Origin of the sequence: Paenibacillus chibensis (genome assembly GCF_004001045.1) — a bacterium.
GTDB classification, from domain to species: Bacteria; Bacillota; Bacilli; order Paenibacillales; family Paenibacillaceae; genus Paenibacillus_AQ; species Paenibacillus_AQ chibensis.
Map to the genome: position 1 here is coordinate 374970 of NZ_BIMK01000007.1, position 12380 is coordinate 387349.

The 12380-nt window shown below is 53.3% G+C and carries 10 protein-coding genes and 1 pseudogene; 4 read left to right on the forward strand and 7 right to left on the reverse strand.

What is annotated here, in order from left to right:
- Positions 1–54: 54 nt before the first annotated feature.
- The 3 genes from PCH05_RS08205 to PCH05_RS08215 are packed head-to-tail and all read right to left on the reverse strand — an operon-like array spanning position 55 to position 3832.
- Positions 55–1650, reverse strand: coding sequence for a UDP-glucose--hexose-1-phosphate uridylyltransferase (locus PCH05_RS08205; RefSeq protein WP_127601873.1), 1596 nt, complete (start codon positions 1648–1650; stop codon positions 55–57).
- A gap of 12 nt (positions 1651–1662) precedes the next feature.
- Positions 1663–2652: a UDP-glucose 4-epimerase GalE gene (galE, locus tag PCH05_RS08210; protein ID WP_127601874.1), complete on the reverse strand. Its 990-nt coding sequence runs from the start codon at positions 2650–2652 to the stop codon at positions 1663–1665.
- Between the two features lies 1 nt (position 2653).
- The gene (locus PCH05_RS08215; protein WP_127601875.1) at positions 2654–3832 is read right to left on the reverse strand and encodes a galactokinase; all 1179 of its coding nucleotides are present in this window, start codon (positions 3830–3832) and stop codon (positions 2654–2656) included.
- Between the two features lie 171 nt (positions 3833–4003).
- Between PCH05_RS08215 and PCH05_RS08220 the strand changes: the two genes are divergently transcribed.
- Positions 4004–4888, forward strand: coding sequence for an AraC family transcriptional regulator (locus PCH05_RS08220; RefSeq protein WP_371860529.1), 885 nt, complete (start codon positions 4004–4006; stop codon positions 4886–4888).
- Between the two features lie 96 nt (positions 4889–4984).
- On the opposite strand, the gene mgrA is transcribed toward PCH05_RS08220, so the two are convergent.
- The 4 genes from mgrA to PCH05_RS08240 form a co-directional block, all read right to left on the reverse strand.
- A complete protein-coding gene (gene mgrA / locus PCH05_RS08225) occupies positions 4985–5989 on the reverse strand; it encodes an L-glyceraldehyde 3-phosphate reductase (protein ID WP_127601877.1) in 1005 nt (334 codons plus the stop codon).
- Positions 5990–6118: 129 nt separating this feature from the next.
- Positions 6119–6862, reverse strand: coding sequence for an NAD-dependent protein deacylase (locus PCH05_RS08230; RefSeq protein WP_246049408.1), 744 nt, complete (start codon positions 6860–6862; stop codon positions 6119–6121).
- 180 nt (positions 6863–7042) lie between these two features.
- Positions 7043–7711 carry a bifunctional 2-keto-4-hydroxyglutarate aldolase/2-keto-3-deoxy-6-phosphogluconate aldolase gene (locus PCH05_RS08235; RefSeq protein WP_127601878.1) on the reverse strand — a complete coding sequence of 223 codons (669 nt, stop codon included), beginning with the start codon at positions 7709–7711 and terminating at the stop codon, positions 7043–7045.
- Between the two features lie 127 nt (positions 7712–7838).
- Positions 7839–8807, reverse strand: coding sequence for a sugar kinase (locus PCH05_RS08240; protein WP_127601879.1), 969 nt, complete (start codon positions 8805–8807; stop codon positions 7839–7841).
- Positions 8808–8996: 189 nt separating this feature from the next.
- On the opposite strand from PCH05_RS08240, the gene PCH05_RS08245 reads away from it, so the two are divergent.
- The 3 genes and pseudogenes from PCH05_RS08245 (at position 8997) to ilvD (ending at position 12373) form a co-directional block, all read left to right on the forward strand.
- The gene (locus PCH05_RS08245; protein WP_127601880.1) at positions 8997–10031 is read left to right on the forward strand and encodes an acyltransferase family protein; all 1035 of its coding nucleotides are present in this window, start codon (positions 8997–8999) and stop codon (positions 10029–10031) included.
- A 155-nt stretch (positions 10032–10186) separates the two neighbouring features.
- Positions 10187–10435 (forward strand): annotated as a pseudogene (locus PCH05_RS08250) (KGG domain-containing protein); the annotation flags it as partial.
- 249 nt (positions 10436–10684) lie between these two features.
- The gene (ilvD, locus tag PCH05_RS08255) at positions 10685–12373 is read left to right on the forward strand and encodes a dihydroxy-acid dehydratase (RefSeq protein WP_127601882.1); all 1689 of its coding nucleotides are present in this window, start codon (positions 10685–10687) and stop codon (positions 12371–12373) included.
- The last annotated feature ends 7 nt before the right edge of the window (positions 12374–12380 follow it).

The window sequence follows — 12380 nt, forward strand, 5'->3', positions numbered from 1 at the left end:
CGGATATGAACGGTTTGCCTGTTTGAAAACTGGCTGCTATGGCCTTTGTAAAATTTATTGTTGCTCCGGACTGCAGCCGATATGCGTTACGAAACGGCGGAAGGCCTCCTTGCCTGCGTCCGTTCTTTTATATACCCCTGAATGACCCAAAATTTCAACGAAAATGCTGCCCACCTCGGACTGTACGATCTGCCAGGCTTCCTCTTTGCTGTGGTCCGTACCGTATTTGGCAACAAGCTGCCCGATCCAAGGCTTATGCAGTTTCAAGGCATGTTCCTCCTGCTGCATCAAGGCTTCGTAAAGGTCGCTGTCGCCGGCAAGGATGCCCGCCGTAAGGTCCAGCTCCTCCTTCAGTCTTCCTGGTAAAATCGCGAGTCCCATCACTTCGATCAGGCCGATATTTTCCTTCTTGATGTGATGCATCTCTTCATGCGGATGGAAAATGCCTGCCGGAAACTCCGCGCTGGTGCGGTTGTTCCGGAGCACCAAATCCATCTCATAGCTTCCGTCCGGCGTCCGGTGCACGATCGGCGTGACCGTGTTATGCCGCACCTTCTCACCGTTTTCTTCGCTGAACGCCAAAATATCGGCTGCCGGATCGCTGTACTGTTTCCAGGCTTCATAAATGCTGTCCGCCAGCTCCAGCAGCACGCTGCTGTCTTTTCCGGTCAAACGGAGCACGGACATCGGCCATTTCACGATGCTGACGGTAGCACCCACAAATTCCGGATGACTGAAGATGGCTTCCTTCGGCGCATGTTGGATCGGGAACGTATGCCGTCCGCCCTGAAAATGGTCATGGGTCAGGATCGAGCCGCCCACGATCGGCAGATCGGCATTCGAGCCGATAAAATAATGCGGATAGTGATCCACGAATGCGAGCAGGCGCCGCAGACTGTCCTTGGTCAGCTTCATCGGCACATGATCATGATGGAACACGATACAGTGCTCGTTATAATACACGTAAGGCGAGTATTGGAAAAACCAAGGTTCGCCGTTTAGCGCAAGCGGTATGGCGCGAAGGTTTTGGCGTGCCGGATGGTTGACCCGCCCTGCATAGCCGACGTTTTCGCGGCAAAGCTGGCATTTCGGATAGACCGGCGGCGGCAGCAGCTTCGCCATGGCGATTTCCTTCGGGCTTTTTTCCGGCTTGGACAGGTTAATCGTCATTTCGATAGTGCCGTACTCGGATTCATGCTCCCAGTACACGTTTTTGTTCACGCGATCCATGCGGATATAGTTGGAATCGATCGACAGCTGATAGAAACGATCCGTCGCAGCCTCGATACCTTCTGTGTCCGCCAGCTGATTGAATTCCCGGACGATCTCCGAGGGACGCGCCATCAGATGACCCATGATCTTGGCGTCGAGCAGATCGCGGTAGGTGTCCGTATTCTCGGGAATCAGACCGAGTTGAAGGCCGTAATCGATCAAGACGTCCAGCGCGGGCTGCGGTCCGGCAAGCGGCTCGAGCGGATCCGATTCCAGGTAAGGCTCGCTGAAGCCGAACAGCTCCAGCAGGAGATTGCGGCTGTAGTCTTCGTCGAGCGGCTCGATCAATCGGTGTTCCAGGGCAAAGGCTACAAGCCGCTCGATAGCTTGGAGCGCCTCCTGCTCCTGGGTCGTTCTCGTTGTCGTCGCTGTATTCACTGCTTTTCCCCCTTACTCTTCCCCGTAGCCCTGCGGATGGCTCTGATGCCAGCTCCATGCGCTCTGAATGATATCCTCCAGCTTCTCGCGGGAAGGGTTCCAGCCCAGTACTTCTCTGGCCTTCTGCGAGGAAGCCACCAGCACCGCCGGATCTCCTGCACGACGGGCCTGCATGACGACAGGGATATCGAGGCCGGTGACCTTTTTCGCCGTTTCAATGACTTCCTTCACCGAAAAGCCTTCGCCAATACCGAGGTTGAACACGTTGCTGCTCTCCCCTTTGCGCAAATAATCCACGGCGCGAAGATGAGCATCCGCCAAGTCGCTCACATGGATATAATCACGGATGCAGGTTCCGTCTGCCGTCGGATAATCGTCTCCGAACACCGCAATGCTCTCGCGCTGCTTCAGTGCGGTTTGCAGCACGAGCGGAATCAGATGGCTCTCCGGACGGTGATCTTCGCCGATTTTGCCGCTGTCATGCGCGCCGGCTGCATTGAAATAGCGCAAAGCGACATATTTGATGCCGAGCACCTGATCGAACCAGGACATCATCCGTTCCATCATCAGCTTCGTTTCGCCATAGACGTTGGTCGGCTGCGTCCGGTCGCTTTCCAGGATCGGCACGCGTTCCGGCTCGCCGTAGGTTGCCGCGGTCGAAGAGAATACGATGCTGCGGACATCGGCCGCATCCATCGCTTCCAGCAGGCACAGCGTGCCGTAGACGTTATTGTCATAGTATTTTACCGGCTTTTGCATGCTCTCGCCTACCAACGAATTGGCTGCAAAATGAATGACGGCATCAATGCGATTCTCGCTGAACAGCTTCGCAAGCAGCTCCTTATCGCGCAAATCCCCTTCATACAGCTTGCCGCCCAGAAGAGCATCGCGGTGCCCCGTTTGCAGATTATCCAGTACAACGACCTCTTCACCACGCTCCAGAAGCGCCGCTACCGTATGCGATCCGATATAGCCCGCTCCGCCTGTCACCAGAATTGCCATGTTATTTGCCCTCCTTCAATTCTTTTACGCCGTCACCGGTACCGCAAACATAAAACTCAGGCTTGAGGCCCGTGCGCTCCTCGTAGGCTTGGCCCACCTGCTGCACGAACTGTTCCACGGAATCCTCATGAACCAGGGAAACCGTACAGCCGCCGAAGCCGGCACCGGTCATGCGTGCTCCAAGCGTTCCCGGAATGCGCTGCGCTTCCTCCACCATAACGTCCAGCTCTTCGCAGCTGACCTCGTAAAGATACCGCAACGATTCATGCGATTCGTTCATCAGCTTCCCGAACTGCTCAAGATCATTGTTTTTCAAAGCCTCCACCGAATCGAGCACGCGCTGGTTCTCCTCGACGACATGCTGTGCGCGCCGTCTCACCGTCTCATCCTTGATGTGGTTTTGCAGAGTCTCGAATTGATCCGGCTTTAGCTGCGCCAAATATTTGAGCGCATGGATTTCCTTTTTCAAAATCTCTAGCGCCTCTTCGCACTGCTGTCTGCGCTCATTGTAAGCCGAATCGACCAGGCCTCTGCGCTTATTGGTATTGCCGATGATGATTTTATAGGCTCCCGTATTGAACGGTACATGCGTATATTCGAGCGTGTCGCACATCAGCAGAATCGCGTGGTCCTGCTTGCCGTTCGCCACGGCAAACTGGTCCATGATGCCGCAGTTGACGCCGACGTATTGGTTCTCCGCGCGCTGCGCGAGCAGTGCTATTTTCACGGTATCCGTCTCGCAGCCTTCCATCGTTTGCAAAGCAAATGCCGTGACCACCTCAATGGAGGCCGAGGACGAAAGACCCGCACCGTTCGGAATCTCTCCGTGGTACAGCAGGTCATAGCCTGTCGTGACCGGACAGCCGATTTTTTTGTTCTCGACCATGACCCCGACGGCATAATCGACCCATTCGCCGGTCTTTTCCTTGCCGAGCTCCTTGAGACTGAATTCCTTCTCGTATGGAAAATTGGTGGTTGCAAGCCGGATCTTGTCATCATCCCGCTGGCGCGCAAGCAAAGTCGTTCCGAATTCAAGCGCGGCCGGCAGCACATAACCTCCGTTATAATCGATATGCTCCCCGATCAGATTGACGCGTCCGGGTGCGAGGAAGACCTCCACGTCACGCTTGCTGTCGCCGTATTTTTCGATAAACTGCTGTTTCAGAGAATCTATTTTCATTTGCGATGCACCATCCTTTCCTTATGGTAACGTTCTGATTTCATTATAAAAACAACGCTGACTTTCGTTAATGCAATTATGTTCGTTCAATATGGATTTATGTGACTTTCAGGTTTATAATGAATTAACGTCCTATCTATCATTACCCAGGATAACGCAAAAGGAGACCTTATTATGGCCATTCAGGAAAGCTACAGCGTGGCTTCCAATCCGGTTTATCATGATCAGAGCCCGCTGCATGTGCTGTTCGCTGGTGAAAGCCAGACCAAGCCGCTGCATATCGTCGGCCCGAAAATATATGACTACTACCTGCTTCATTATGTGGAAAGCGGCAAAGGCCTGTTCCGTTCCGAACAGCATACCTACGAACTTGGCGAAGGGAGCTGTTTTCTTATTCATCCGGGGCAGCTGGTCAGCTATGCTTCGGATGCGGCCGACCCCTGGCGCTACCGTTGGACGGCTTTTTCCGGAAGCGAAGCGGAGGTTCTGGCGGATTCGGCCGGCTTCACCGGAGAACAATCCATCCTCTACACGAGCGGCAGCACCCTCATCCCTTCTTCCATCCAGCGAATCGCGGACGCTTTTTACAGTAAAAAGGAGAGCTCGGATATGGCAGCCCTCGGCTATCTCTACCTTATTTTTTCCGAAGCCCGGGAGATTCTGACGAGTGAAATCCGCCTGACCGGAACCGAATCCCAAGTTCAGCGGACGGTCAAACAAATGATCCACTACATGTCCGCCCAGTACGCGCATCCCGTGTCGATCGAGCAAATGTGCGAAAGCCTGGGCTATAATCGCGCCTATTTGTCCCGTATCTTCAAAAAAGAGACCGGCATGTCGCCCGTCACCTATCTGCTCAAGCTGCGGATCGATAAATCGCGCCAGCTGCTCCGGGAACGGCCGGAGCTGTCGATCGAACAGGTTGCCGCCTCGGTCGGCATGACCGATGCCCTGTATTTCTCGCGTCAGTTCAAGCGGCTGTGCGGCCATTCGCCGAGCCATTACCGCACGCTGGTGGCCGCTTCGCCATCTTCGCTGCATGACTGCCTATACTAGCGTAACGCTCTATATTTAAATGAAGCTGAAATCCAAGAAGCCCGCTGCTCCGAAAGGAACGAGCGGGCTTCTTCTATGTTAGGGACAGCAGGATATTTATGACTCGTTTTCCGTTTTCAAAATCGCTTCGATGCGCTCGAGCTCTTCGCTGCTGAACTCCAGATTTTTCAGTGCCGCAACGTTATCCTCGATTTGACTGACGCGGCTTGCGCCAATCAAGGCGGATGTCACCTTGCCGCCGCGGAGCGCCCAGGCAAGCGCCAATTGGGCCAGACTTTGACCGCGCGCAGCCGCAAGCTGATTCAAGGCACGAATTTTTCGCAGCGCCTCCGGCGTAATGTCGTGCGCGTTTAGAAATACCGAGGAGCTGGCAGCCCGCGAGTCCTCCGGAACGCCGTTCAAATATTTATTGGTGAGGAGACCTTGTTGAAGCGGTGTGAAGGCGATGCTGCCGACCCCATTTTCCTCCAAGACATCCTGCAGTCCGTTTTCGATCCAGCGGTTCAGCATGGAATAGCTTGGCTGATGAATCAGCAGCGGAGTACCGAGCGATTTTAGAATCGAAATGGCTTCGGCTGTCTGCTCTGCGGAATAGTTTGAGATTCCCACGTACAGGGCTTTGCCCGAGCGCACGATATGATCCAGGGCCATCATCGTTTCCTCGAGCGGCGTTTCCGGATCAAACCGGTGCGAATAGAAAATATCCACGTAGTCGAGGCGCAGCCGTTTCAAGCTTTGATCCAGGCTGGAAATCAAATTTTTGCGCGAACCCCACTCCCCGTATGGTCCCGGCCACATATAGTATCCGGCTTTGGAGGAAATAATCAGCTCGTCGCGGTATCCCTTGAGATCCTGCTCGAGTATTTTGCCGAACGTTTCTTCGGCCGAGCCGGGAGGAGGCCCGTAATTGTTCGCCAAATCGAAATGGGTGATACCCAGGTCAAAGGCTCTCGTGACCATATTGCGCGCATTCTCGAATGTATTGACGCCGCCGAAATTATGCCAGAGGCCAAGAGAAATGGCCGGAAGCTTCAGGCCCGACCGGCCGCAGCGGTTATAAACCATTTCTTCGTATCTTGCTTCGCTTGGTGTGTATGCCATTGCAATCCGCCTTTCCATAATAAGGTACCCTTGCTTTGAAATATCATATCTCTTTTGCGGTATCTTTGACAAGAAACCGATTACAAGCCCGCCAGGCCATTCCTGGCGCCTATCGAATGCAAAGCATCCTCAGATGCCCAGCAACCCGCTCACCTGGTCCATGACCTCGCCGATCTTGTCGTTCATCATCAGACTGGCCTTGCGGTCATAGGGTGTCGGATCCATATTCAGCAGCACCGACCGGGATCCTTCAAAATAGGAGACGAGTTCTGCCGCCGGATGCACCGTAAGCGACGTTCCCCCAACAATGAGCAGATCCGCATGGGTAATGGCGTCCATGGAGCTGATCAGCACTTGCTGATCCAGCGCTTCTTCATATAATACGACATCCGGCTTGATGATCCCTTGGCAGTATGGACAACGAGGCACCACATGTTTGCTCGCCATCACCTGCTCGAGCCCGAAAAACCGCCGGCAGTCCATGCAATAATTGCGATGGACCGAACCATGAAGCTCCAGTACTTCCTTGCTGCCCGCTTTCTGATGCAGCCCGTCGATATTTTGCGTGACGACAGCCTTCAGCTTCCCCATCGCCTCCAGCTTGGCAAGAAGCCGGTGGCAGCCATTGGGCTTGGCATCGGGATGAAGCATCTTGCTGCGGTAAAAATCGAAAAAAATATCGGGCATTTTGACAAAAAACGAGCGGCTTAGCATAACCTCAGGCGGATAGGGAGAATGCTGCTCAGTTTGGTACAGACCCGCGGCGGAACGAAAATCGGGAATACCACTCTCTGTAGAGGTACCGGCTCCGCCAAAAAAGACGATGTTATCACTCTGTTCAATCCAAGAGGCCAATGTTTCAATCTTCTGCACCTTGTGTGCACCTCCACATGTGATCGGGTTGTTCCCATACATATATAATGTAAATTCATGCGCTCTGAATCTTAAAAACACGATGGATACGTGAGCAGCCCGCCTCCCCGTGGGATGGCAGGCTGTTAGATCAGGCCGCTAACCATGCGGCAAATTAGTGCGTGACAGGTACGACGATGCTTACGACAAACCCTTGGCTTCGCGGTAAGCTTGGATGTACTGCTCCGATTTCTGCCGAACGAGATCCATGTTGCCGTTCTTCACGGCCTCGTTTGTCAGGTCCGAACCGATGCCCACGGCTACGGCGCCGCCCTGAATCCACTCCTTCAGGTTGGACAGCGATACCCCGCCTGTCGGCATAAAGTTCGCCTGCGGCATCGGGCCCTTCATCGTCTTGATGATGCCCGGCTCATACAGGTTGCCCGGGAACAGCTTGACGATATCGACCCCCAGCTCCAGCGCATGCTGTACTTCGGCGATCGTCATTACACCCGGCAGGATCGGAACGCGGTACAAATTGCAGATTTTAACGGTTTCCGGATTCAGTGAAGGCCCAACGATAAACTCGCTGCCCGCCATCATGGCTGCGCGTGCTGTCTGAGGCTCCAGAACGGTGCCTGCACCGATGACCGCGAATTTATCGGGATCTTCCGTTTTCCAGCTGTACATACGGCTCAGCTTTTCAATCGCATGCAAAGCTCCAGGAACGGTCATGGTCACTTCAATGACCTTGATTCCACCCGCGATGGCGGCTTCTGCCATGGCGAAGACCTGATCGGCCGAATCACCTCGCAGAACAGCTACGACGCCGTGCTCCACAATCTTCTGTATAACCTGAAGTTTTTTCACGATAACATGCTCCTTTTCACTCATTATATGGAAATCCTGACGGGATGTCTACGGATGGAAACATTGGACAAAGATGCCGGGAAATTCCACGTTCAAACTATGTACGCCTGCTGTTTTCATGCCCAAACTACCGCTCGATGTGCGCCTTGTGTCCGAGCTTGGCATCAACCTGCTCCGAGGTTGGCAGCGCTTCCCAATCTCCTACGGCTTGAATGACCATGGAGCCCATCAGGTTCCCAAGGCGTACCGCTTCCACGGTCGAATGCCCTTTCAGTAGACCGGAGATAAAACCGGCACAAAATCCGTCACCCGCTCCGACCGTATCCAGCACCTGGTCCGCTTTGAAATAAGGAACTTCCGTCAGGGTACCATGCTCCAAAACATAGGTCAAATCCGGTCCGCCCTTCACAATCGATACGGCTTTCAGTCGGGATAGCTCACTGAAAACGGCTTCATCTTCTTCCATATCATATAGAAGCTTGAGTTCATCGAGCCCGGGCAGGAAGTAATCGGCCTTCTCCGCCAGCCGCAGCAGAACGCTCCGTGCTTCTTCGAGAGTCCACAGCTTCAGCCGCAAATTCGGGTCAAAGCTGATTTTGACGCCTGCGCTGCGCGCGATATCCATGGCGCGTTCCACGCATGCCAGCGCTGACGGGCTGATCGCCGCCGTAATTCCGGTCACATGAAGCATTCGTGCGCTCTGAATGTAGCCTTCGTCCAGCTGATCGGCCTGCATTCGGCTTGCCGCCGAAGCTTTACGGTAATAATACACCGATGACTTGCCTGCCGTATTCTCGCGGATCATAAGTCCCGTAGGCGCCTCACTGCTCAAATGGGCACGCGACACATCAACGCCTTCGCCGCGGATCGCCTTATATATCATGGTTCCGATCGGGTCGTTGCCAAGCGCTCCAAACCATCCTGCGCGATGCCCCAGCCTTGCTACGCCGATCGCCACGTTGCTTTCAGCTCCGCCAAACGATTTGTGCAGAGTCGATGCATATTCCAGTCCCCTGGAGTCCTGCGCCGTAAACAATCCCATACTTTCGCCAAAGGTAACCAATTCAGGTGCCAAACCAGCATGATCCTGCTGCATAATAGTCCCCTTTCCTCGTTTAAATCTGTACTTATTGTCCGTTTAGGAGACGGGGTTGTCAATATGTAACAGTGTCATCACTTTGACACAATTGGAACAAATGATAGCGTTTCCTCATGTGATAAAAATCACAATGACGTTCCTCCCCGCGTAGTAATTTAAAGGTGAAGGAAAATGGAGGGAAGCATCATGGAAAAGACCTTAAGCAAGCAAGGAGAAACTTATTTTCTGAATTTACGGTTCCTTTTGATCTTGACCGTTCTCATAGGCAATGCGATTGAGCCCCTGATTCGGCAAATGGACAGCGTTCATGCGCTGTACCTGTGGATCTTCACCTTTCATATGCCGCTGTTCGTGTTCGTGACCGGATATTTTGCCAAAGGGACGCTGGCGGGTGCAGCTGGCCGTAAAACGCTCCTGCAAATCGGCATGCAATACATCATTTTTCAAAGCCTCTATTCGCTGCTGGATATGACCGTTTTCCGCGTGCAAAATATTCACCACTCGTTTTTCGCCCCTTACCTGCTGCTCTGGTTTCTTGCGAGCCACATCGGATGGCGTCTGCTGACGCTGGCCATGCATAAATTCAATCCGGCTGCGCAGGTCGTTCTATCGCTCGTTCTCGGCGTATTGGTCGGTTACTTAAGGCTGGACGGGGCATGGCTGAGCTTTAGCCGGACATTCGTCTACCTGCCCTTCTTCGTGATCGGGTATCATTTTTCGTTCGATACTTTTGTGCATTTTTTCACTAAACAGAAAAAGCGCATTGCCGCCGCCGCATCGGCCCTTCTTCTCGCGATTATCGCCATGTACGGTCTGCACATGCCCGAAGGCTGGCTATTCGGCAGCATGACGTATATGCAGCTCGGGCATTTGGAGTGGTATGCCGGATTTTACCGGATAGCCCTTTACGGTCTCCAGTTCATATCGGGCGCTGCCTTTCTCGCGTGGGTTCCGTTCCGCAAGCGTCATATCACCGATCTTGGACGCCGTACCCTGTACGTATTTCTGCTTCACGGCTTCGTGATTCGGTTGGCGGTCATATCGGGGCTATACAACTACATGGATCACCCCTTGGCCGTACTCATGCTCATCGCCGGCGCGTTGTGCCTGGCCTTTGCTCTCGCCCAGCCTGTCGTTAGAAAAATAACGCATCCCGTGATCGAGCCTCCGGTAACCTGGATTACGCGTTTGGAACGTCTCACCTGGAGCAGACCCCTATGATGAAACAATATCATGAAACGACGAACACAAGAACGCTGAAAGCAAGTTAGTTACCAAATATTATGCAAATTAATTGTTTCACTCCATTTCGAAGGTGGTAAGTAATGAATGCGCGCAGGAAAAAACAAAAAACGACTACCAAGGAGTGATTTGTAATGGCACGTAATGATAACAACAACAACGGTAAAATGAGCAGAGAAGAAGCAGGTCGTATGGGTGGAGAAGCAACCGCCAAAAACCATGACAAAGACTTCTATCAGGAAATCGGCAAAAAAGGCGGAGAAGCGACCTCCAAATCGCATGACAAAGATTTTTATCAGGAGATTGGCCGTAAAGGCGGAGAAGCAACCTCCGATTCGCATGACAAGGACTTTTACAAAGAAATCGGCCGCAAAGGCGGAAAAAACTAATATAAGCTTGATATCATGACCACAATGGCAAAAAAAAGGCATCTACCGTCCCGCCTTGGGATGGGGATGCCTTTTTTTACCGTTAAGGCCGTTTTCCGGGCTCCTGCTTCGCATTCATCGCTAGAAAAACCTCTCATTTTGTGATAGACTCATTTAAAATCGTTTATTCGGGCACTTCTTTGAGTAACCGCGCTAAAGCGAGATGGGTTTTCACATTTTAACCTAATAGGGGGAAGAGACATCATGGCAGCTAATAAAATGCGTTCAGACATGATCAAAAAAGGCTTCGACCGCGCTCCGCACCGCAGTTTGCTGCGTGCAGCCGGCGTAAAGGAAGAGGATTTCGGCAAACCGTTTATCGCCGTGTGCAACTCCTACATCGATATCGTTCCTGGACATGTGCATCTGCAGGAATTCGGCAAAATCGTCAAGGAAGCCATTCGCGAAGCCGGCGGCGTTCCATTCGAGTTCAACACCATCGGAGTCGACGACGGAATCGCAATGGGCCATATCGGCATGCGCTACTCGCTGCCAAGCCGCGAAATTATTGCGGATTCCCTGGAAACCGTCGTATCCGCTCACTGGTTCGATGGCATGGTCTGCATTCCGAACTGTGATAAAATTACGCCCGGCATGCTGATGGGCGCACTGCGCGTGAACATTCCGACCATCTTCGTCAGCGGCGGACCGATGAAAGCCGGCGTCGACAGCAAAGGCCGCAGACTTTCCCTCACCTCCGTATTCGAAGGCGTTGGCGCCCACCAGGTTGGCAAAATTACCGATGATGAGCTGATGGAGCTCGAACAATACGGTTGTCCGACCTGCGGGTCCTGCTCCGGCATGTTTACTGCCAACTCCATGAACTGTCTGGCAGAGGCGCTCGGCCTTGCGATGCCTGGTAATGGAACCATCCTGGCCGTTGCGGAAGAACGCAAGGAATTCGTCAAGCAATCGGCACGCCAGCTGATGGAACTCGTTAAAATGGATCTCAAGCCGCGCGACATCGTCACACTCGAGTCGATCGACAACGCCTTTGCGCTGGATATGGCTATGGGCGGATCCACCAACACCGTACTGCATACGCTGGCACTTGCCCAGGAAGCAGGCATCGATTATCCGATCGAACGGATCAATGAAGTGGCTAACCGCGTACCTCATATTTCGAAACTGGCACCAGCCTCCGATTACTTTATTGAGGACGTTCATATTGCAGGCGGCGTCAGCGCTGTGCTGCATGAGCTTCTCAAGAAGCCGGATGCATTGCATGGCGATTGCATGACCGTAACCGGCAAAACGATCGCGGAGAACGTAGCTGGCTGCGAAATCCAGGATAAGAACGTGATCCATCCGATTGATCAGCCGTATTCCGAACGCGGCGGTTTGGCCGTCTTGTACGGCAACCTGGCACCGGAAGGCTCGATCATCAAGGTCGGCGCGGTAGATCCTTCGGTTGGCGGTTATCATAAAGGGCCTGCCATCTGCTTCGACTCCCAAGAAGAAGCTCTGGAAGGCATCGCGAACGGCAAAGTCAAAGAAGGCATGGTCGTCGTCATCCGTTATGAAGGTCCTAAGGGTGGACCGGGCATGCCGGAAATGCTCGCCCCTACATCCCAAATCGTGGGCATGGGGCTCGGCGCCAAAGTCGGCCTGATTACCGACGGACGCTTCTCCGGCGCATCCCGCGGCATCAGCATCGGTCATATTTCTCCGGAAGCTGCCGAAGGCGGACCGATCGCTTTCGTTCATGACGGAGATATCATTGAGCTTGACCTCAACAACCGGAAGATCGAGCTGCTGGTGAGCGAGGAAGAACTGGCTACCCGTCGTGCCAACGAGTGGAAAGAATTCGAGCCGAAAGTAAAAACAGGCTATCTCGCCCGTTACTCCAAGCTTGTCACCAATGCCAGCCAAGGCGGCGTCATGAAGATCTAATAGAACG